This is a genomic window from Streptomyces sp. NPDC051219 (genome assembly GCF_040682335.1).
GTDB lineage: Bacteria > Actinomycetota > Actinomycetes > Streptomycetales > Streptomycetaceae > Streptomyces.
Genome location: NZ_JBFBAS010000003.1, coordinates 91865 through 112875 on the forward strand (window position 1 = coordinate 91865; position 21011 = coordinate 112875).

The window sequence follows — 21011 nt, forward strand, 5'->3', positions numbered from 1 at the left end:
CGGTAAGGGGGGGTTACCACCCAGGACCCCTCTCAGCGGCTGCTAAGGGGGGGTTACCACAAAGATGCACCCGCCTAGCGCGAGTGTCAAGCCCCCCTTATCATTGGGCTGTGAAAGCCACCGCCTACCGCAGATCGGAGGCGTCGGACCGTGATCGATGAAGTCCGACGTGTCGCAGCCATCAGGGACCACAGTCTGCGAGTCAAAGCCGCGGTTGAGCTGATGGAAGAGCTACAGGCCGCCGTCATGGAGACCTCGCGGATGCGGAAGGAAAGCATCGCGTGGCTGCGTCAGAGCGGCCTATCTATGGCAGACGTAGCCAAGCTCATGGGAGTCAGTCGCGCGCGCGTCGCGCAGCTCAAGGACGCAGGTCCGCCAACCGAGCGAGCTTTCCTGGGCTTGGATCGGATCCACGTGGCTGTGCCGCAGCGTGATGGCGAGCGAGAGTTCGTGGCACTTGAGGACAGCGCCACGGGGCAACAGCTGATCAACCTTGCCCACCGACTGCAACTCGACGGCGAGCTTGAGTACATCCCCACGTCAGGAGCCATCGATCTCGACCGAGAGGGGCTAGTGGTCGTGTGTGGTCCGAAGACCTCTGCGATCACTGCCGCAGCGTTGCAGGGCGATCCTCGCTTGGCCTTCGAAACGTTGAGCGATGGCCGATGGGCCCTGATTGAACGCGAAAGCGGGCGGACCTACACCTCACCCTCCGATGAGCCGGGTGATCCGCAATCCAGCGACGTGGCCTATCTCGGACGCCTGCCGCGACCAGACGGGGAGGGGATGTTCCTGCTTATCGCAGGCGTGCACGCCGTCGGGTCGTTGGGGGTGGCGCACTACCTGTCAGGCCACGTCGGAGAGCTCTACGCTGAGATCGGTAGCGAACCCTTCTCCATGGTCGTGGGCTGTGACTACGAGCCCGAGACGAAGCGGATCACGAGCGCCCGGCCCGTGAGCGACGTCCTTCGGCATGAGGCAGCTTGACATGCGGGTTTCCTTTGCCACTGACCCCAGTCCAGGACGGGAGAACGAGGACTTCGTTGCAGCGAGTCCGAACGTCGTAGTCTTGCTCGACGGCGCCGGCATACCCGAGACCCTCGACACGGGGTGCGTCCACGGCGTGCCCTGGTTCGTTCGGCGCCTCGGAACTGATCTGCACACTCGCGCGGCCGAGCAACGAGCCAGCCTGACTGAATGCTTGGCAGACGCGATCCACCACGTCACTCAACTCCACAGCAGCGTGTGCGATCTCAATAATCCGATGACACCATCCGCCACTGTGGTTCTGGCACGAGCCCGCGAAGCGTCGTTCGAGTGGCTCGTCCTCGGTGACTCAACGATTCTCATCAACGACGCAGCCGGTCTGCGGGCGATCTCGGATCACCGAGTGTCCGAGGTGACGAAGCGCCAACGAGAAGCCATGGCAGCGGAGCTGCAAGGGATGCGGTCAGCGGACAGGCGCCGCACACTCGCGCACGCCCAGCGCTCCGTCATGAACACAGCCCATGGCTATTGGGTGGCGGCCACCGATCCCAAGGCGGCCGACGAATCTCTTGCAGGCTCGGCCCCAGTCGCCGAAGTCAGAGCCGCAGCACTCCTCACAGACGGCGCAGCCAGGCCGGTGGACGACTTCCGCTCCATGACGTGGCCCGAGGCCCTGGCCCACCTCGAAACCGAAGGTCCCCGAGGGCTCATCGACCGCACCCGCGCCATGGAGAGGACGGACCCTGACGCCAAGCGGTGGCCCCGGAGCAAGCGTCACGACGACGCGACCGCAGCCCTTTTGCAGCTCTGAACGCTCCGGCAGCGCCGGTTCGTGGAGTGAGTAGAAACCTTCTCTACGGGTTCAAGGCCCGCGCATGGCGCGGGCGCGCGCCGCCTCTGCGGCGCGGCCTGCCTCCTGTCTCCGCCCCGGCTGGCCGCGCCCGGCGGCGCGCTGCGTGCATGCGGGCGGAGGAGAGAGACCCGCTGTGGCTGGGCGGCCGGCTCCACGGCTTTAGGCAGCCACTTTGGCGCGAGCCTCGAAGATCATGGCCCCAGATCGGGCTATTGCGGGCAGGACCAAAGCCTGCCCGATCCGCTGGCGAGCGTAAGGGGCCATGATCACTCGCGCCAAAGCAGCTCCAGCCCAAAGCCGTTCCGCCAGCCGCGTGGTCATCTGCGCCACGACGCCCTATGGGAGCCCGGTGCGCACCATCGTCGCCATGGGAACGGTGACGAGTTAGAAGGGGGCGATGGGCTGTTCTGCCAGTGCTCAGGAGGGGAAAGTACGGTCTGTTCTTTCTTGCTGCCCAACCAAGTAGGAGCTGCCCGTGATCCCCACCGTTGACATCGACATCGACATCGACCCCAGGTTTCCGGCGAACCTGGCTATGGGCTTGCCCGAGGAGGAGGATGTAGGCGAAGAGGGCTACGGCTACTTCCGCGACGTCTGGGCGATCGGGGAGGTGAGCCGCGAAGAAGCAGTCGGCATGATCGAAGAGGAATGGCGCCTTGTCGCCCTCGTAGATCAGGCAAGCCGCACTCATGCTGAATTCGAGGCCATGGCCAAGGCAGTGGAGGCGGGGGAGCTCGACTACCTGCCAGCTGGATACGCTGCACAGCACCCCGATAGCGAGCTCGTCCAAGTTGTGGGCGAAAACGCCGAAGACGGATCGCCTCTTGACGCTCTCGAAATCGGCGTGGCAGGACTGTCGTACGCCCTGACGTCTGTCGGGTGCTTCACCGCAGCGAGTTGCCGTAGCCACTACTCCGATCACTCATGGGCAGACTGGCCAGTGATCTTCTTCGCTGCCGAGCGTCCCACCGTCCATTGGCTCACTCCGCTGGTACACCAAAGCGGGTGCGGCTTCGCAGACGGCAGCGAGCGAGCGGACAGATTGCTGATCGTTGAAGCCCCATCGATCACGAACTTCATGGACCTGGCCAGCCGCATTGTCCAGCAAGTCGAGCGGCAGGGGTCTGCCAAGCCCCCGTTGATGCCTGACATCAACAACTGACACCACCAGCAACGAACCGGAGCCGGACGAAAGCGGTCGGCGACCATCGCACCACCGCCGGGCTGAGACTCCCCCAGCCCAACAGGGCTCCATGACGACCCGATGAGGAGGAGGTTACACAGCGGGATCCGTTGCCGACGTGGGGCATTCCCTTTGATGGCGCCCCTCTGCCGAACACATGTCGAAGCAACCCAGACCAACGGCACACAGGGTTATCGTCACACGGGCGAGCTTGCCCCCGCCGTCGCAGCGAACGACTCCCGAAACAGAACTCCAAGCTCTTCGTCGAGCACTTCCGCCAGCAGTGAATCGAAGGACATGAAGGCGTTGAGTCTGAGCACTCGCTTGAGGAAGTCACGAAGCAGCGCCCTCTCCACATCAGGTGGGACGTCGAGCTCCTGCCAGACTCTGACGATCGCCCGCACCAGATGCGGACTCCCACCGATCGAGGTGCGGCGTGCGTATATCTGGTCGAAGGCGGCCTCGCCGAAGACGGACAGTGATGCGTAGAGGTCCTCCCTCCCGCCTTCGTCGTCGTATAGAAGGTGCGCTCGCCACCACAGCCGGCCGAAGACGTGACGCGTGACGTCGGTTCCCAGCACCCGGTCGCGGTGTCGGTCCGGGAACCTCCACGCCGCCACATCCGGCAGCACGACGAGGGAGAGGAAGGCCCACAGGTCACCCGCGACCGCCTCCGCCGGGATGATGTCCGAGTCTCGGCCGAGGATCGTCGCCGCCTCGATGTCGAAACTCGCCGCCTGCTTCCTGCCGGGTTTGGTGGGGTAACCCCGGTCGGTGGCGCATGCGAGCACCGCCTCGCGTAGAGCGTCGAGCCTTTGCTCGGGAAGACGCGCGCCTCCGGTGGCTGCATAGAACATGGCGGGGTGCGAGAGGCCAGCGCGTTCGCGCAGGTGCTCAACAGATCGGTTCAGGTACTCCTCCCGGAGCCCGGACGCGGCTTTGGGCAGAAGGCGTGGATACAGGTAGGCCATCACGTCTCCTTGGAGAATAGGCCGACGGCGTGTTGGATCTTCGCGGAGAAGAGCGCGGGGTCGGTCCGACGTGTCATGCGTAGGGAGGTGAGGGACGTCCCGGGCAGGAAGGTCCGGAGGAGGCCGAGCAGCGTGTGGCCGAGTGTGTCCGGCTCGAACCGCAAATCGTCGGTCAGCTCCTCATCCGTTACGGCCCTCTCGACCATCAGGCGGACGACGTCCTGTCGCACGGCGGATTGGATGAGCCGTTCCGCGTACGACGCTTTGTCGGCCCGACGAAGTGCGTTTAGCACGGTTGGCGTACCGCTGTTCACGAGGAGCACGACGGCGCCCATCGTCGCCGCCTCCAGGTTCGGGCCAATGTCGAGGTACCAGGGAGCGTTCTCCGGATAGCCAGCGCTCTTGAAGTCGACCACGGCCATTGGGAACTGCGACGCGTCACCTTGCAACCGCACCCGGGCCTCATGACGCCACAGCACGGATCCCGCGCGACGTGGGCCAGCGGGATTCGGGTTGTCCAAGGCCTTCGCGAGGACCAGCTGGGTCTCGACGGACAGCACGCCGCCGCTGTCGCGTCCGGCCACCGTGAACGAAAGCTGTGCCGAGCGGGTGCCTCCGCCGTTCAACGGAACGCGGTCGGCAAGTCGTTTAAGGCCGCTGCCGGTGGAGCTCCAGATCGCCGAGAGGGCGAGTTCGGCCTCGTCCGGAAGTGCGGCCGACGCCCTGACCGCGTCGAGGTCGACGCCCACCACGGTCTCCAGGGACAGGTCTCTCTGAAAGTCCCAGTCGGGTATAAAGGCGGGCAGCGGTACGGCTTCTCCGTCTTCGCTCTTAAGCGACCACTCGGCCATCGTGACCGCTCCGGCAGCCGCTCTCCGGTAAGGATAGGCACGACGGTTCACAGGCCGTCGCCCCCTACCTCCGCCACGACCGCCAGTTCGGTCATGGTGTCGGGAGCCGGCCTGACGATCAGGGACCAGACCGTGCCGTCACCGCCCTTAGTGCGCAACGAAGACCCGGACATCAGGGGCCCATCCCCCGCACGCCATCCCAGAACCGTGGGAATCGAGGCCCCAATAGGGGGCTCCGCCTCGATGCCACGGCCGTCGCCCAATGCGACGGCGGGGCGACCGTGCACGACGCAGGGACCCTCGTCGGGCAGGATGAAGCGTTGGACGAGGACGGATTCACCGTCGACGACATCATGTTCGGGGTCCCCGTCGTACAGAATCCGCCGGCGTCCGGAAGACCCGCCCGGTCCTCCTCTGGGCCCCGGGATCCCGCCGGGCTCGGCCGATCCCCCGGAGCCCCGTCCCGAGCCCGCGATGCCTCCGGGGGAGGTCGTACCCCCGGTGAAGACGGCCTCCGCGCCCTCTCCCGCCGTACCCGCCATGAGTCCCGCCATGAGGCGGCTCATCCCCGCAAGGGAGACGCCTTCGCCCGCCTCGTTGGATACCGGGGCAGGCCCGGAAGCCTCCTTCATCGCGTCGTTGATCTTGCGGAGAGCGTGCTTGGCCAGGCGGTGGTCGTCCCCGCTGAGTTTCTCCACCAACCAAGCGTCGTGTGACGCGGGCTCCGCCGCGGCGAAGACCCGGTCCATGTCCGCGTCAGCACGGAAGACCGCCGCGTAGCCCCCGTTCTCCTCGAAGAAGGGGGGACCTTCGAGATACCTCACCACCAGATCGACCGGTCGCATGAGGCACGTGTGATGGAGGCGCTCGCCGATCCCCGCCTCTTGAGCGACCCGCGGGGGCCTTCCGGGAGGCGAGAGGAACTTCCGCGTGCCGAGGCGGCCGAGAACACGCCCCAGAGACTTGTGCTCCACCAGACGATCCATGTCGTCGTAGGCCCAGACGAAGGGGCGCAGGTAAGGCACCTCCGACGGCCTGGGGACCGGCACAGGTCGCCCCTCGTGGCGGGCGGAGAAGCGCATAGGCGCGTCACCCCCCTCGGGAAGCATCTTCGGCCAAAGGTTCCACACCATGGCGTCGACCATCCAACGCATGGCCTCAGCGTCGTCGCGTTCTCCGAACACAGGATCGAGGATCGCGACGGTGGTCCCGGTCTGGCCGTCGGGAAGGCAGTCGAGGCCCAGACTTCCGGCGACCTCGTCGGCCTCCTGCCCTACAAGCGGTTCGACATAACCGTCGTGGACGGTCCCCCAGTAGTGCCGGCCGGTGAAGGTCTTGGTCCCGTCATCGACATCCACTGTGTAGCTCTCGTGCACCGCCCACCCGATGAGCCGGGTCTCCAACCGGTCGTCTATCCGACAGCGGGTGTGTACGAGCACCGTGTGAGATGCGGAGAGGAGATGGAACACCGCCTTTCCAAAGCCGTAGGTGCCACCACGACCGTTGACCTTGCTCGAGCTGCCGGTCTTGCGGACGAACGATGCGAAGTCGGACTGGCCGGGGATGGCGACGTCGGCCCGGGTGGGTCCTCCTAGTCCCCTTGTGCCGGTGTCGGTCACGGTCAGGACGCGTAGAGAGGGGCGTGCTAGCGAGGCCCGGAGCTTGAGATGTCGCAACGGAGGTGCGCCAGCGGTGAGGAGGTCGCGCCACACCGGTGCCTCACCAGGCCCCAGCGTGCGCAGTTCCACCCGGTAGTCGACGGGCCCGTCCCCGGCCCGGGCGTCCCAACTGTTCTGTGCCGACTCCCTCACGAGGAGAGTCAGCGGGTCGAGTTCGGTGCCGTCGAGGTTCTTCAGGGCGCCCTCGGCCGTCCCTCCACCGCCGGGGGCGTAGGGCTCGGACAACCAGCGCGGGGATTTCGCGGTCATGATGTCCTCCCCACTTCGTCCAGGAACGCGTCGACGGCCGGATCACCAAGCTCAGGCGAGTGAACGCCCGCCAAGTCGACGGTGTAGCGGACGTCGAGGAGCCCGTCGGACACCGGACCCCTCAATGACGCTGTGGTGAGGCGGGGAAAGACCTCGTCGACCTCATACCAACGTCCTTCGACGGGTGACAGGCGCAACGCCCCTTCGTCGCCCATCAGCGCGCGTTGGTACCCGACGTGCGCCAGTCGGAGCCACAGCTCCGACTCGTCGTCGCACAGCCGTGCCGCCTCCGCGACGAGTTCGCCGACGGTACGACCCCGCGGGCTCCGCTCGAACCGCTGCCAGGCCAACACCAGGCGCCCGCTGTCCGGCACCTCCAGTTGGTCGAGTCCGTGAACCTCGAACGTCCTGCGTTCGGACGTCGTGTTGGTGCTCTTGACCTCGATGGCGTGGAGGCCGTCGGAAAAGTCGTGGCGTCCGCCCTCGGGCCCGGACCAGAACCGTACGGCGCCCGGGTCTTCGTGTAGCAGGCGGAGCAGGACCAGCAGCTCACCAGCTAGACCAACCTCCTGGGCCTCGGTGAGCACCCGGGGCACACCGCTGAAAAGCTGCCGCCACCGGTTCACCACCGCCAACGTCGTGCGGTAGGGGCGACGTCCGTCCGCCTCCAGGGCCACGAGGACGTCGGCGCACAGACCCGTGAAGACGTCGTCCAGGTCCCTCCGTGTGCACACGACGTCCGCAAAACGGCCGTAGGTGTCGTCGTCCTGCAACGCCCGTTCGGTGATGTGCAGCGTCCCACCGATCCGACCAGTGGGGATCCGGCGACGCCCTTGCAGAGGAATGAGCAGGTGGCGCAACGAGTTGCCGTCGGTCGCTGCGGAGACTGCCCCGTGATCGGTGACTACGGGAAGCTTGGAGGTCCTGAGCGCTGCTTCAGCACCGAGTGGCGTCAGATCCAGCTGGGCCCAATGTCGTTCCAGTACTCGCCGCAGATCTGCTCCCCCGCTCAACTGTCGTCCTCCTCGAAGAGCATCGACAGGTCCTCTTCTTCGTCGTCCACCACGCCGGACAGGTCGGCGCTGTAGTACTCAACCTCGTCGTCGTCCCCGGGAGGCTGCGGGAAGACCAGGCCAACGCCGATAACGTCGTCGACGGCGTCGAGCGGGGCACGGCGCGCACGGTCCGTCGGCGAGGGCGAGAGCGCGTCGATTGGGTAGAGGGTCAATAGCGCGGTGTCCGGCATCTGCTCGCGCCGGGCCTTCTTGAGCGCCGCTTCGGTGATCTCCGGCAGCATGCCGAGGTCGAGGTCTACCCCAGCATCGCGACGGCTCATGAGGGTCTTGATGTCTGCGGCGTCACTTCCGCTTTCCTCGAGCTTGGCCCGGATGACGCGGTCGACGGCGATCCCAGGGGCGAACTCGTACCGCTTGTCCGGGTCGTTGCTAAGTGGATTGCCGATGATGGCCACGTTCCAGCGCTTGAGTGCGCCGCCAGCCCCGGAACGCACCCGGCGCTCGACGTAGTCGCGCAACAGATCCGCGTCGCACTCCAAGGACTTGCCGTGGAAGCTGTATTCGCGGAGGAAATCCACGACGAGGTCGTAGGGGACACCTCGGAGAACATGACGGCCCTGAGCGCCCCTGTCTTCGTGTCGGGCTCCCGCCAGACGCAGTGAGCGGTCGACGAGATCGTGGGCGGCCTTCCTGTTAGCCCTCAACCACTCGGCATTCCGCGTGCGGAAATAGCGGGTCTGCACCCGCTGCCCTCCGTAGGCCGCGCTGGCCTTCACCGCGTCGCGCATCTTGCCGGCGGCGGTGATACGGAGCGAGGGGTGGGCGCGGAGGCGGACGGCGAAGGACCTGGGCGTCTTGTCCTCGACCATGTACACGTCGATATCGCGGCGCATCTCCGACTCGACCGTGGCGATGTGTCGGAACCAGTCGCGCATCGCGTCCGTCATCCAGATGCGCGGCAAGTCCGCGTAACCGTCACGGAACCCGAACCAGCGGCCCATCTGCAGCAACGAGTCGTACGTCGAGGCGCCCCGCACGAAGTAGCTGACGGCGAGTCCTTCGAGCGTCAGGCCACGTGACAGGGTGTTGCCACCCACGGCGATGGCGACGACCGAGCCCGCCTCATAGTCCAGTCGCTCCACGCTTCTGGAGTTGTCCATAATGATGCGGCAGTCGTCCACCACGGCTGTAAGCAGCGGTCGAAGGGCGTCGAAGGAGACGGGTGTCTCCCCGAGGTCGGGCTCATTACCGGGGACACGGGCGGTCTCCGCGTCCCACAGTTCCTTCAGTTCGCGGAGCAGGTGGGAGTCGGCCACCTCCAGCTGTCCGGCCGTGTGCTTACGGACCGCCTCCAGGGGCCCCTTGAAGCTCTCGTGAACCAGGGTGCTGACACTGGTGTGGATCAGCATCGTGGAGTGGGGTACCCCGGTGCCGCGCACCCGTCGGGCGGCAGTTACAAGCCAGAAGTACAGCACCGCCGTCCTCAGGGCACCGTCGATCTCGGGCACGAAGCCCTCGATCTCGTCCCGTCCTGGCCGGACCAGGGGCACCTCTTCGTAGGGAACTGTGCGGATCATGTCGTATCCGTCCGGCACGTCCTGCGGATCCTCACCATCCAACACTTCACGACCGAAGAGGACCTCGGTCCCGAAATGTCCCCGCGGCTTGGGCAGGTTGACGACGAAATCCTCGGGATAAAGATCCTTCGCGGCGGGGTCGATCAGCAGGTTGGCGAAAGGCGTGGCGGTGTAACCGACGTAGCCTCCGCGGGGGAATAGATTGATGATCTCCCGGATCAGCGGATTGGTGCTGCGCGAGGCGACGCTCGCCTGGTCGGCCTCGTCGTCGATGATCAGCGTCGGGCAATTACGCAGGTAGTCGGGTGCCTTCTCCAGCCACGCCTTGAGCTTCCGCAGCCTCGGCACGTTTTTCTTGATAACGCAGAGCACGTGCTGCTGACTCTTGTCACCGAAGAACGCGGCCGGGTTGCCCGCGGGGGGCTCGAAGTCCCCGACACGTCCGGTGAGCGTGTGCCACTGGTCCAGCACCGGCTCCACGAGCTGCCGCTCCAGGCGAAGCTGGGTCTGCAACCGTAGACCGTTGTGGACGCCGGCGAGGACGATGAAGAATTTGTACCCGGCGTCGGCCGCCTTCGCGATCAGTGCGGTGAAGTTGCTGGTCTTGCCCGACTGCACGTACCCGACGACCAGGCCTCTGGTCGAGAAGGCGCTCTCCAGCGGGTGGTCGAGCATGGAGACGACCTTCGTGGACGCGGAGTCGAGGGCGCGCAGGCTGTCGGCGTTCCACGACTGTTTCGCCAGCAGGCCTCTCAGGGCGGGCCAGCACCTGTCGTCCTCCTGGGGACCGACGTACCAGGTCTCGCGGTTGTTCCGGACGACGGATCCCGGTTCACGCTTCTCGCGGATGGCGATGGTCTCCTGCTGATGACGTTCCGCGATGCGCTTGGCGAGCTCGTCTCTCATGCCGAACAGCTTGATCGTCGCCAAAGCCTGTTCCGGCGTATGCATCTTGATGAGGCGTTTGAACGCCTCGTACTGACTGTCGAACTCGTTCAAGTCCCCACCCCTCGGATCCGGCGTCACGCGGGCGTAGGGGCAGACGGCCCGGTCGCCGTACGGAGGGCGTCGGTGCCGCCGCCCGGTGTGGCCGCGGACGTCGGATGAGCCGGGGTCACCACCGTTCCTCACCCTCCCGTGGAGAAGGAACGCCCCGACGTCGTTGTCCAGTGAACAACTTTATATCCGGTCGCACCGCTGACCCGGGCGGTTATACAAGAGCTTTCCCCGGCGCGCGCGGACGGCGTGCGCCCCCTGCGGTCAGGCTGCGGCGGAGACTCTGCGTCGCGAGTGCCGAACGCGGGGCACCCCCGCGGTACGCGTGGTCTGGAGATTCCGCTGGGCGAGGAGCAGCGGTGCCAGGTGTTCGGCGATGGCGCGGCCCAGTCCGACGGGGACGGCGTTGCCGATCTGTCGCGCGATCTCGCTCCTGCTCCCGCACCACTCGAAGGTCTCCGGGAAACCCTGCAGCCGGGCCGCCTCCAGATGCGTAATGGGACGGTGCAACCACGGGTGGAGATAACGACCCTTCTCCGGCTTGAAGAACTCCGTACGGATCGTGACCGAGGGTCTGTCGCGATAGAGCCTTCCCATGACATCCGCCGAGCCGGTCTTGTGCTTCTTCCAACAGGGGGCAAGGAGCTCATCAGGGATGTCGAACCGGTTACCCCCCTCAGGAATCGCGCGATAGCGCTGAATCGAAAGCGGCTTGATGCCGTTTCGGCTCAGGTGCAGTTCGTCCATGGAGAAGGGGCCGGCGATCTCCCGGCCGTTCACGGAGCTCCGTCGAGCGGGTAGCTCCGGGGACAGCTTCTGGAGCACGAGATCCGAGATCGTCTGCCATACGGTCCGCTGGGATCCCCCTGAAGGGCTCGGGATCAGCCTGGCCTGCAGCTCCAGATCCGTCAGATCCTCGATCCGATCGGTCGAACCCGGCCCCACCCGAAGGTCCCTGCGGATCCCGACCGCGATCGTGCGGAACCGCCGTTGAGGCACTCCGTGATCCGCGGCGTTGAGGAGTTCGTCGAAGACGATGTAGTCGGAGAGGGCGCCTCCCTCACGAGTCTCGTTGATCAGAAGTCGGAATTCCGGGGACTTCCTGAAGGCGTCAACGTTCTCCATGACGAAGACCAGGGGCCGAACCGTGGAGACCACTTTCAGATAGTGGCGCCAAAGTTGGTTCCGCTCGTCATTCGGGTCCTGGTTGCCGAGTCGCGAGAATCCCTGGCACGGCGGCCCTCCCAACACGACGTCGGCTTCCGGGATCTCCTCGGGTCGATTGACCCACTGAGCAATGTCCCCCTGATGGATGTGCGCCCCGAACGCCTTACCGAAGTTCACCGCGTAGGTGGCAGCTGCGGCCTGGTCGAGCTCAACGGCGGCGACAGGACGGTACACCGCACGATCGTCATGCCGGGCGTCCACGAACCCCTGCGTCAGCCCTCCACAGCCCGCGAAGAGGTCGATCGTCCGTAGCGGGGGAACGTCGGCAATGCCGACGGCCGCCTTCCGGGAAACGCCGACTTCGGCCTGTGGTTGGCTCATTGGCGCACTGTAGCCAGCTGGCCGGCAAGAGGGCAATTTTCAACGATACCGCTTAGTGGGGTTCCGCGCCGGCCCAGCCCGATCACCCAAACGGCCCCGTCCAGGTGTGTGACTTGTAGTCTCGGAGGGTGGAACATACGCGCCCGGTCGGCGGAGCTTCCAGCAATCCCAAGGGACGGCGTACTCCCGTCGAGTGCCCGCTCGCCCGCGCTTGGCGTCCACGGGTCGGGATGACTAGGGCTGAACGTGCACGCGAGCAGGACCGGGCTGCTGGCGGGGCGTCCAAGCGCATCGTCGGGGGTGACGCCGGCGAGACTGCCCTCGCCACCGTGGTGCTGGTCCCGGCTCGGAGAACGGGGCGTGTCATCGCTAAGCTCCAATGGACAATCGCCGGGCAAAGACATCGGCATCTTCTTGGCGAGGTCGGCCACTCCACCCGAGGTGCGAACCTTCGTGCCGCCTGGCGTCTGGCAGCAGAGGCGGGCCTTATAGCGAAGGAAGACGCCGGAGACTCCTGGGCTTCATCGTCCGGCACGAGAGCCTCGATGCGTTCCAACAGGGGCCGGGACACCAAGCCCGAACTGGCACTGCGCTCGTCACTCCACCGAGCAGGGTTGCGCTTCAAAGTCTCGGCCAGACCGGTGCCCACGCTCCGCAGAACCGCGGACGTGATCTTCACCAAGTACAGGGTGGCGGTCTTCGTGGACGGCTGCTACTGGCACGGTTGCCCCACCCACCGCTCAATCCCTTTGACGAATCACGAGTTCTGGGTCGCGAAGATCGAGGGCAATAGGAGTCGAGACGCAGAGACGGACAGGCTCCTGGTGGAACACAGGTGGTTCGTCGTGCGCGTCTGGGAGCACACATCGGTGGAGCACGCGGTGTCGCTCGTGCAACTCGGGCTCGAGGAGTCGAAGAGCGGTCGTTCCGCCCGAGTGATCAAAGAGGACGTCCGCTAAGCAGGTCATCGACGGCGTCAGCCTCCCTTCGCAGCACGATCCGCCCGTCCCCGTCGCTGTAAGCGAGAAGACGGGCACCGATGGCCAGGCCGGCCTCGACAAGGATGCCCATAGGGAGCTCTACCGAGCCGTCCTCGCGTACGACGGTCTCGGCGGGTTCGCGGATCATTCAGTCAGGATGGCACGCCGTTCCGGCTTCCAATCCACTCGGAAGTCATGCGCGGTTAAGCGAGCTGCTCAGAGCATGAAACATGCTCCTCCGGGCCGTCTTTCTGTTGAAGTCACCAGCGTGCCGGTCCCGGCTGTGGTCTCACTTCCGGTCTCATTCGCACGCGTCCAGCCCCATCCAGATGAGTACTAGGGCAGGTCGGACCCCGGGGCAGCGGGCACGCATGGACGCAGGTGAACGAACCCGTACAGCCCTCCGACCGGCAGACGCACACTTGGAAAGCGTGTTGGGGGCAACCCCTCACGAGTTCGAATCTCGTATCCTCCGCCAGTGCCTCACCGGGCACGATGTCGAAGGGCCCCATCGTTCGCGGTGGGGCCCTTCGTCGTTGTCCGTCTCAGTTTCCGTCTCAGTTAGACGACTGATGACATTCGCTTCGCGCCCTGGCATGCTGCGCGCCATGTTCATGATCTCTGCCGCGTCGGCTGACGCTTCCGGCCCGACAGAGCTCCTGATCTTCCTCGCGGCACTGGGGGCCGCAGCGATCAACGGCGGAGCGAGGTGGGCCTTCAACCTCGAGCAGCAGAAGCCGCAGTGTGACGTGCCGACCTCGTACCCGTCGTACGTGTTCTCGGAGACGTACTTGGCGATGTTCTCGACCCAGTGTTCAAGCCAGCTCTGCAGTGTCCAGCCCTTGCCCGGCTTCCGGAGCTTCTTGTCGTCACGGGCCCGCTCCCATGTCCCGGACGGCCTTGGTCACTTCAGCCTTCGTCTTGCGCTCGATGTGACGACGATCGGGCCTGCCGTCATCGCGAACACCGACCGTCACCCGGCCGTGCCACTTTCCGTCCTTGCCGAAGTAGATGGACGAGGCGCCGGTTGACGGGTCCGCTTCTGATCTCCCATGGCGGCCCCTCACGCCGCTTCGGTGGGACGACGGAGCTTCGCCACGTAGGCCAGCAGGGCGTCCGGCGGCACGCGGCGAAGCTACCGCCGGCCAACCGGCGACGGTGACGCGGAGCCAGGCCGGAACGTGGTCGAGGTCGAGCAGTCCGGCGGTGGCGACGTTCGCCCCGAGGCTGGCAGCGAGCGCGATCAGGAACCGGGACCACCCGGACGCCTTGGACTCCCCCGAGCGCAACCGCTTCCAGGCGGCGACCAACAGCAGGTCGACGCTCACCGGGTAGACCCAGGCTTTCCAGCCGTCCGGCCCAGCCGCCACGGCCAGGTCATGCAGATGCGCAAAGGACAACGCTGCCGCGATGCCCGCTTGGATCAGTACGGCCTCGATGCGGACGGGGAGCGCGCGCACGGTTCGTCTCCTCCCGGTTTCGAGAATGGCGAGGGAGGGAGTTGGCGCTGTTCGCCGCATCCCGAGCGCTAAGGGGGTTGGTCAGCCGGTTGCCGGATGCGGTTTGGCTGCCGGAACCGGTGCGGTCACGGGCGAGGCCAGGGCGTGCGGCCGGAACGGTTCCAAGGCCGTTACGTCAGGGGAGAGATCGGCCGTCTCGCGGCAGATCGCCGCCGCGTCGGCGAGGGAGAGGTACGGCGTACGGATGCGGGACCAGCCACCGGAGGAGTCAGCGATACCACCGAGAGCCATCTTGGCCGACGCCTCATCGTTGACGCGGTGGCAGACGCGGCCGGTGAGTTGAGCGCGGAGCATGGTTGCTCCTTTGCCCAGCTCGGCGCCGAAGCGCTGCCCGCAGATTGCACAGGCGCGTCGCTTCGGTGTTGGGCGTGGGTCAGCCAGGGCGTGCAGCGGGCGTAGGCCCGTGCGGTGGTTCAGCTCGGCCTGGTGGAGCGGTTAGCCCTCGGCACGGCTGATGCCTTCAGCGGTTCCCGGGTCGGCCGGTGGTCGATGGTCGGTGTGTCATGGGGTGTCGTCTGGTTCGACGACGTCGCGACGGCCGGTCTGCTCCGCGTGGTCAAGGGCGGCAACCTCGGGATAGTGGAGATCGAAGGCCGGCGAATCGGAGCGGATCTTGGGCAGCGTGACGAAGTTGTGCCGCGGCGGCGGGCAGGAAGTGGCCCACTCAAGGGAGCGGCCAAAGCCCCACGGGTCGTCGACTTCGATTCTCTTGCCGTATTTGGCGGTCTTCCACACGTTGGAGAAGAACGGGAGGGTGGAGGCTCCGAGGAGGAAGGCGCCGATCGTGGAAATGGTATTGAGGGCGGTGAACCCGTCGGCCGCGAGGTAGTCGGCGTACCGGCGCGGCATGCCTTCCGCACCGAGCCAGTGATGGATGAGGAAGGTCATGTGGAAACCGATGAACAGCGTCCAAAAGTGAATTTTCCCCAATCGCTCGTCGAGCATCGTGCCGGTCATCTTCGGCCACCAGAAGTGGAAGCCGGCGAACATGGCGAACACGACGGTGCCGAAGACGACGTAGTGGAAGTGCGCCACGACGAAGTAGGTGTCGGTGACGTGGAAGTCCAGTGGCGGGGAGGCGAGGATGACGCCGGTCAGCCCGCCGAACAGGAAGGTGACGAGGAAGCCAGTGGTCCACAGCATCGGCGTCTCGAATGACAGGGCGCCCTTCCACATGGTGCCGATCCAATTGAAGAACTTCACGCCTGTCGGCACGGCGATAAGGAAGGTCATGAAGGAGAAGAACGGCAGGAGGACGGCTCCGGTGGCGAACATGTGGTGGGCCCACACCGTGACCGACAGGCCGGTGATCGCGATGGTGGCACCGACCAGTCCGACATAGCCGAAGATCGGTTTACGGGAGAAGACCGGAATGATCTCCGTGATGATTCCGAAGAACGGCAGCGCGATGATGTAGACCTCGGGATGGCCGAAGAACCAGAAGAGGTGCTGCCACAAAATCGCCCCCCCGTTCTCAGGGTTGAAAACCTGGGCACCGAAACGGCGGTCGGCCTCCAGGACGAGCAGCGCTGCGGCCAGGACGGGGAAGGCCAGGAGCACCAGAACAGACGTGAAAAGAATGTTCCAGGTGAAGATCGGCATCCGGAACATCGTCATTCCCGGTGCCCGCATGCACACGATCGTGGTGATGAAATTGACCGCCCCAAGGATCGTGCCGAAACCGGACAGCGCCAACCCCATGATCCACATGTCGCCTCCCACGTAAGGAGTGCGTTCGCCGCCACTGAGCGGGGTGTAGGCCGTCCAGCCGAAGTCGGCCGTGCCTTGCGGGGTCAGCAGGCTGCCCACCACGATCAATCCACCGAAGAAGAACAGCCAGAACGAAAACATGTTCAGACGTGGGAACGCGACATCGGGGGCGCCGATCTGCAACGGCATGATCGCGTTGGCGAAACCGGCAAAAGTCGGGGTAGCGAAGAACAGCAGCATGATCGTGCCGTGCAGGGTGAAGGACTGGTTGTACTGCTCGGCGGACACGATCTGCAGGCCCGGCCGACCCAATTCAGCACGCAGCACCAACGCCAACAACCCGCCGAAGACGAAAAACATGAACGACGCGATGAGATAGAGATGGCCGATCTTCTTATGATCCGTCGTGGTCAGCCAGGACACCACGACAGCACCGCGACCTCTGCCACGAACGGGAACGGGAGTGACCGGCTCGGTCGACGTAGCCATAGCACGTCCTTTGATAGCAGTGCACGAGCAGACTGCAGTAAACGCATTCTTGCGGGCGTAATCCTAAGAGTTCGCACATGTCTGAAAGACAGAACTGACACGGCCTGCCGCGGATTTAATGCGGCGGCACCGCGGTGTACGGCAGCGCTCCGGATGATCGGGGGGGGACAGGGTCAGCCGGCAGCGAGCAGGGAGTCATCCGCATGGCGGGCACCGGACAACTTGATGATGTGCAGCGACGAGCGCCGCATCGACGTCACGGGTACCGGTGGAGACGCACAGCGTGTAGGCGGCCCGAAGGACTGCGGCCTCTGTGCGATCCGGACGACGCCGACGAGGAGTGGGAACGGTCGGGCGGCCGCCCTGGTCGGCAAACGGGTGCTCCAAAGCTTGCCAGCGCGACCGCATCGCTGCGGTGGGGAACGGATCGATGTTGATGTCGGAATGGGTCCGGCACGACGGTAGAGAGGAGCCCCACGGTGGAGACATCTGAGCTGGAGGGCAAGGTCCAGAAGCTGGAGACGGGTCTAGCGGCGCAGGAGGCGGCCATGGCGGGGGCGCAGGCGACGCAGGCGGCGGCGCAGGCGGGCATGACTTCGACTTTCGCCGCCACGCAGACCGGGACGTGGGCGGTGATGGCCACAGGCAGCGTGGCGCTGCTGGTCGGCATCTTCCTCGGTATGGCCATCGCCAAGGACTGACGGCCACTCCCGCCCTACCGGGAGCCGCCCGTTCGGCTTAGCGCCGCCCCCGTCGGAACCTATGGATCGGGCGGGGGCGGCTCGCTGCGAAGAGCTGGCTTGGTCCCGCAAGGGCCAATGATCCGCCTCGCACGGTGAACGTTCCCCCCAGGCGCGAGGACGTGACTATGCCGCTCCGGAGATCACCCGTTTGCGAAGCGCCGATATCCCTGGAAAAGGGCAGATGGGGCCTTCACCGGCAACGCGCCAGCCCCCCGCTTCGTCAGTCGGTGTTTTTACGGGCTGCTGGGCGGTGTCAGGAGTCGTAGTGGTCGCGGCTTCCGGACTTGGCCAGCACTCCGACGGGACCGGGCGATCTGCCCCGCATAGCAACCGCCCTGCAGGTAGTTCGCGTCGAGAGGATCAGTCCGTGCCTCCGCGGAAGATCGGGCGGAGAGTCACGGGGAAGTCCGGTGGCCGGCAGGGGCAGCAGCCAGCATCCGCCGAAGTCGTCCCGCCGCAGGTCACTGGTGTGCTTGCAACGCAGCGCAGTAGAGCATCAGCAGCGCGTCGAGGTCGGTCAGGAGAAGGCCGGAGGGCGTGCCCCGGCAACGTTGCCCTGATTGAACGCTTCCACCCTGGTCGGGTCGGATGCGTTGGAGTCGAGAGACGTTGAGCGCGGCGCGTGCCGAGTGCTGGCAGGCGCTCTCACGTCACGCTGCGGTTGGAGGATGCTGCTCGGTTGGGGATCGGCGGTATTCGGCGTGAGTCGCTGCGCTTCCTCGAGCTGGTCCTCGAGGATCACGATCCGGCATGCAACATCGATGGGGGTCCCCTGGTCCACGATTTCTCGGGCGCGGGCGGCGATCCGCAACTGGTAACGGGAGTAGCGGCGGTGGCCGCCCTCCGAACGGAGCGGGGTAATCAGCCTTGCTTCGCCGATGGCACGCAGGAAGGCGGGGGTGGTGCCGAGCATCTCGGCCGCCCGCCCCATCGTGTAGGCGGGGTAGTCGTCGTCATCAAGACGGCCTATCGAATCGTCTGTTGTCATCTCACCTCGTTGTGGAACGCATCGAGGGCTGGGCAAAGCAATGCGTGGAGGGGCCCTGGTGCCATACGGCACCAGGGCCCCGAAGGAATTGCTACACCATCCGCCGGCCCTAGTGCTGCGCCGGCCTACTGGGTCCGCGGAACCGGCCCGAATGTCGGGCGGGCGTGCGGGGATCGCGGATGCGTGACCGGGGACCACCTACCTATTCGGGGTCTTGCGGTACCCGGACTCAAATCCTTCTCGTCCGGGCGATCCTGATGGCGCTCGACTCCTCCGTTCTTCCCTCTGAACCAACTACTTGGCAAACCGGTACTGCTCCTGCGGGTCACTACTGATACTGCGAACTGCTGTACTGCTTGTACTACCGGTGATGCGAACCGCTGGTGGCCTCAGAGGCCACTCCGTCCGGCAGCCAGCCCCGTCGCCCGTCCTGCATCCGCTCTGGCTTAGAACCCCACTGCCGAACCTCTCAGCACGCGCGCCCGCAGCCCGGCGCCTTTACTGAGAGACCACTGTGTACCGACTGCTGGTACTGCCTACTGCACCTTCTGAACTGCGACTGCACATACTGCGGTACTGCTCACGGCAGCCCCTGAAGACTGCGGGCCACCCGGTACGGCCGTCAGTCCCGTCGCCATCCTGCGACAACCCTGGCTTCGGAACTCCACCACCGCACCGCACTGCGAACTCGCTACTGCTGCCCGCCAGTTCATCTCTGCCGGGCCCTTCGACCTCTTGGCTACGACAGAAACCATAACCACACCACCACCCAATGTCTACTCCGGCGGATATAGATTTTGGAGGGCTCAAAGCGCAGCTAGTCTGCAGACCCGAGACAAGGCCGCCGTCGAGCGCTTCCTAACATGACCCCATGGTTGCCAATGACCCCCGTACCGCAGCGCAAGACGGTGTCTCCCCCGGCTCGGCGAAAGCCGACGGCGATTCAGCTCGCCTTGGCGGGTCAGCCAGTGACCATGCAGGAGAGGAATCCGGCACGGTCGCCGGTCTCGTGGAGCGGGCAGCCGACCTGGTCGAGCCGCTCAAGCCGAAGCTGCGCGGCTGGCTCCACGCGGGAATGGTCCCCGCCTCGCTGATCGCGGGCATCGTCCTCATCAGTCTGGCCCGCACCCCGCAGGCGGTCCTGGCCTGCACCGTGTACGCCGTCACCGCCTGGCTGCTGTTCGGGACGAGCGCGGTGTACCACCGCGGCACCTGGGGGCCACTCGGCGAGGCTGTCCTGCGACGCCTCGACCACGCCAACATCTTCCTGATAATCGCTGGCACCTGCACTCCTCTGGCCGTACTCCTCCTCCCCTCGGATCAGCAGTCCGTCCTGCTGTGGATCGTGTGGACGGGCGCGCTGGCCGGCATCGCCTTCCGCGTCCTGTGGGTGGGGGCTCCCCGCTGGCTCTACACCCCCTGCTACCTCGCCCTGGGCTGGGCACCAGTGCGCTACCTGCCCGACTTCCTGCACGCCGGCGGAGCAGCCGTACTGACACTGATCGTGGCCGGAGGCCTCCTCTACAGCGCCGGCGCGGTGGTCTACGCCCTCCAGCGCCCCGACCCCTCACCCCGCTGGTTCGGCTACCACGAGGTCTTCCACGCCCTCACCGTGGCCGCCTTCACCGCGCACTACGTCGCCATCTCCCTGGCCGCCCGCTGAGCACCCCCGCGGCCCAGGTGCCGATGTCGGAGGTGCACGAGTAGACGTCTGCATCGCCAGCTCCAAAAGTGGATCTTCCCCAATCGTTCGTCGAGCATCGTGCCGGTCATCTTGGGCCACCAGGAGTGGAAGCCGGCGAACATGGCGAACACGACGGTGCCGAAGACGCGTAGTGGAAGTGCGCCACGACGAAGTAGGTGTCAGTGACGTGAAAGGCCAGTGGTGGGGCGGCGGGGATGACGCCGGTCAGCCCGCCGAACAGGGTGTGACGAGGAAGCCAGTGGTCTGCAGCATCGGTGTCTCGAACGACAAAGACCCCCTCCACATGGTGCCGATCCAGCTGAAGAGTCAGGGACCGTCTCAGTTTCCGTCTCGTTCAACCGAGTTCACCGGCGTGCAACTCAGGCCGCAGCCAGTTCGCGACCAAGTAGACAGCCGACGATGAACGCAGGTGAACAGCCTCGTACGCCCCCTGAGACCGCCATCGCTCCCTACCTGACCGCGAACATGTCCATCCTGCCGCCGATCCTCGCGGAAATGGCCGCCGAGATCAGCGAGGGCAAGTACCCCGGAGACGAGGCCAACCTGATCATGGAGGCCGCCGGTATCCAGCACATAAGCGTCCAGCGGGATCCACCCACAGGTGCGTCCAGGTCACAAGCGGGAGACCGAGGGTGCCTCACGCCGACGGCGGGTATTCCTGGCCTTCCGGCTCGACCGGGCCCTCCGGCTCAACCGGAGCCAGCGACTCAGCCGTAGGCGGATCGTCCGCTGGCGGCGGAGGAGGAGGCGGGTTGTCCTCCGCAGGTGGCGGTGGAGGCGCATCGTCTTCGGGCGGAGGAGGAGGCGCCTCCTCCGCGGGCGGCGGAGGAGGCGCAATGTCGTCCCCTGGGGGTGGCGGAGGCGGATCGTCCCCTGGGGGTGGCGGAGGCGGATCGTCCCCTGGGGGTGGCGGAGGCGGATCGTCCCCAGGCGGCGGCGGAGGCGGATCGTCCCCAGGCGGCGGCG

The 21011-nt window shown here is 65.8% G+C and carries 16 protein-coding genes and 4 pseudogenes; 7 read left to right on the forward strand and 13 right to left on the reverse strand.

Annotation, left to right across the window (positions count from 1 at the left end; translation table 11 throughout):
- The first annotated feature begins 150 nt into the window (after positions 1-150).
- The 3 genes from AB0M62_RS05355 to AB0M62_RS05365 all read left to right on the forward strand — a co-directional run bounded on the left by AB0M62_RS05355 (position 151) and on the right by AB0M62_RS05365 (position 3002).
- Positions 151-987 carry a sigma-70 family RNA polymerase sigma factor gene (locus AB0M62_RS05355; protein WP_366072784.1) on the forward strand — a complete coding sequence of 279 codons (837 nt, stop codon included), beginning with the start codon at positions 151-153 and terminating at the stop codon, positions 985-987.
- Positions 974-1798 (forward strand): protein phosphatase 2C domain-containing protein, encoded by an 825-nt coding sequence (locus tag AB0M62_RS05360; protein ID WP_366072785.1) that lies wholly within the window; start codon positions 974-976, stop codon positions 1796-1798. Before AB0M62_RS05355 ends, AB0M62_RS05360 begins: the two co-directional genes overlap by 14 nt.
- Before the next feature lie 517 nt (positions 1799-2315).
- Entirely contained in the window at positions 2316-3002 is a 687-nt protein-coding gene (locus AB0M62_RS05365; protein ID WP_366072786.1) for a hypothetical protein, read from the forward strand.
- 218 nt (positions 3003-3220) lie between these two features.
- Here AB0M62_RS05365 and AB0M62_RS05370 read toward each other — a convergent pair whose 3' ends face one another.
- The 6 genes from AB0M62_RS05370 to AB0M62_RS05395 form a co-directional block, all read right to left on the reverse strand.
- Positions 3221-3994, reverse strand: coding sequence for a DUF6339 family protein (locus AB0M62_RS05370; RefSeq protein WP_366072787.1), 774 nt, complete (start codon positions 3992-3994; stop codon positions 3221-3223).
- A complete protein-coding gene (locus tag AB0M62_RS05375) occupies positions 3994-4845 on the reverse strand; it encodes a hypothetical protein (protein WP_366072788.1) in 852 nt (283 codons plus the stop codon). Before AB0M62_RS05375 ends, AB0M62_RS05370 begins: the two co-directional genes overlap by 1 nt.
- A 47-nt stretch (positions 4846-4892) precedes the next feature.
- Positions 4893-6773: a hypothetical protein gene (locus tag AB0M62_RS05380; protein WP_366072789.1), complete on the reverse strand. Its 1881-nt coding sequence runs from the start codon at positions 6771-6773 to the stop codon at positions 4893-4895.
- Positions 6770-7786, reverse strand: a complete 1017-nt coding sequence (locus AB0M62_RS05385; RefSeq protein WP_366072790.1) for a PD-(D/E)XK motif protein — start codon at positions 7784-7786, stop codon at positions 6770-6772. The genes AB0M62_RS05380 and AB0M62_RS05385 overlap by 4 nt, the downstream gene beginning before the upstream one ends.
- A complete protein-coding gene (locus AB0M62_RS05390) occupies positions 7783-10365 on the reverse strand; it encodes a Z1 domain-containing protein (protein ID WP_366072791.1) in 2583 nt (860 codons plus the stop codon). Before AB0M62_RS05390 ends, AB0M62_RS05385 begins: the two co-directional genes overlap by 4 nt.
- Positions 10366-10626: 261 nt before the next feature.
- Positions 10627-11910 (reverse strand): DNA cytosine methyltransferase, encoded by a 1284-nt coding sequence (locus AB0M62_RS05395; RefSeq protein WP_366072792.1) that lies wholly within the window; start codon positions 11908-11910, stop codon positions 10627-10629.
- A gap of 488 nt (positions 11911-12398) precedes the next feature.
- Here AB0M62_RS05395 and AB0M62_RS05400 point away from each other — a divergent pair, with 488 nt between their 5' ends.
- The gene (locus AB0M62_RS05400; RefSeq protein WP_366073059.1) at positions 12399-12869 is read left to right on the forward strand and encodes a very short patch repair endonuclease; all 471 of its coding nucleotides are present in this window, start codon (positions 12399-12401) and stop codon (positions 12867-12869) included.
- Here the strand turns inward: AB0M62_RS05400 and AB0M62_RS05405 are convergent.
- The 5 genes and pseudogenes from AB0M62_RS05405 to AB0M62_RS05425 all read right to left on the reverse strand — a co-directional run.
- A complete protein-coding gene (locus AB0M62_RS05405; RefSeq protein ID WP_366072793.1) occupies positions 12850-13038 on the reverse strand; it encodes a hypothetical protein in 189 nt (62 codons plus the stop codon). The two genes, AB0M62_RS05400 and AB0M62_RS05405, sit on opposite strands and share 20 nt — an antisense overlap.
- Positions 13039-13759: 721 nt before the next feature.
- Positions 13760-14350, reverse strand: coding sequence for a DUF2637 domain-containing protein (locus AB0M62_RS05410; protein ID WP_366072794.1), 591 nt, complete (start codon positions 14348-14350; stop codon positions 13760-13762).
- An 81-nt stretch (positions 14351-14431) separates the two neighbouring features.
- A pseudogene (locus AB0M62_RS05415) lies at positions 14432-14749 on the reverse strand (conjugal transfer protein TraS); the annotation flags it as partial.
- A gap of 162 nt (positions 14750-14911) precedes the next feature.
- Positions 14912-16609 carry a cytochrome c oxidase subunit I gene (gene ctaD / locus AB0M62_RS05420; protein ID WP_366072796.1) on the reverse strand — a complete coding sequence of 566 codons (1698 nt, stop codon included), beginning with the start codon at positions 16607-16609 and terminating at the stop codon, positions 14912-14914.
- 173 nt (positions 16610-16782) lie between these two features.
- A pseudogene (locus tag AB0M62_RS05425) lies at positions 16783-16900 on the reverse strand (DUF5133 domain-containing protein); the annotation flags it as partial.
- 188 nt (positions 16901-17088) lie between these two features.
- On the opposite strand from AB0M62_RS05425, the gene AB0M62_RS05430 reads away from it, so the two are divergent.
- A complete protein-coding gene (locus AB0M62_RS05430; RefSeq protein ID WP_366072797.1) occupies positions 17089-17310 on the forward strand; it encodes a hypothetical protein in 222 nt (73 codons plus the stop codon).
- Positions 17311-18002: 692 nt separating this feature from the next.
- Here the strand turns inward: AB0M62_RS05430 and AB0M62_RS05435 are convergent.
- A pseudogene (locus tag AB0M62_RS05435) lies at positions 18003-18340 on the reverse strand (MerR family transcriptional regulator).
- 871 nt (positions 18341-19211) lie between these two features.
- Between AB0M62_RS05435 and AB0M62_RS05440 the strand changes: the two are divergent.
- Positions 19212-20003: a hemolysin III family protein gene (locus AB0M62_RS05440; protein ID WP_366072798.1), complete on the forward strand. Its 792-nt coding sequence runs from the start codon at positions 19212-19214 to the stop codon at positions 20001-20003.
- 59 nt (positions 20004-20062) lie between these two features.
- Here the strand turns inward: AB0M62_RS05440 and AB0M62_RS05445 are convergent.
- A pseudogene (locus AB0M62_RS05445) lies at positions 20063-20348 on the reverse strand (cbb3-type cytochrome c oxidase subunit I); the annotation flags it as partial.
- Positions 20349-20444: 96 nt separating this feature from the next.
- Here AB0M62_RS05445 and AB0M62_RS05450 point away from each other — a divergent pair.
- Positions 20445-20762 (forward strand): hypothetical protein, encoded by a 318-nt coding sequence (locus AB0M62_RS05450; RefSeq protein WP_366072799.1) that lies wholly within the window; start codon positions 20445-20447, stop codon positions 20760-20762.
- Positions 20763-21011: the final 249 nt, after the last annotated feature.

Coding starts and splice junctions, on each gene's coding strand:
- AB0M62_RS05405 (WP_366072793.1), bottom strand. CDS start 13,038: ATGATCCGCGAACCCGCCGAGACCGTCGTACGCGAGGACGGCTCGGTA.
- AB0M62_RS05360 (WP_366072785.1), top strand. CDS start 974: ATGAGGCAGCTTGACATGCGGGTTTCCTTTGCCACTGACCCCAGTCCA.
- AB0M62_RS05395 (WP_366072792.1), bottom strand. CDS start 11,910: ATGAGCCAACCACAGGCCGAAGTCGGCGTTTCCCGGAAGGCGGCCGTC.
- AB0M62_RS05440 (WP_366072798.1), top strand. CDS start 19,212: ATGGTTGCCAATGACCCCCGTACCGCAGCGCAAGACGGTGTCTCCCCC.
- AB0M62_RS05380 (WP_366072789.1), bottom strand. CDS start 6,773: ATGACCGCGAAATCCCCGCGCTGGTTGTCCGAGCCCTACGCCCCCGGC.
- AB0M62_RS05450 (WP_366072799.1), top strand. CDS start 20,445: ATGAACGCAGGTGAACAGCCTCGTACGCCCCCTGAGACCGCCATCGCT.
- AB0M62_RS05375 (WP_366072788.1), bottom strand. CDS start 4,845: ATGGCCGAGTGGTCGCTTAAGAGCGAAGACGGAGAAGCCGTACCGCTG.
- ctaD (WP_366072796.1), bottom strand. CDS start 16,609: ATGGCTACGTCGACCGAGCCGGTCACTCCCGTTCCCGTTCGTGGCAGA.
- AB0M62_RS05370 (WP_366072787.1), bottom strand. CDS start 3,994: ATGGCCTACCTGTATCCACGCCTTCTGCCCAAAGCCGCGTCCGGGCTC.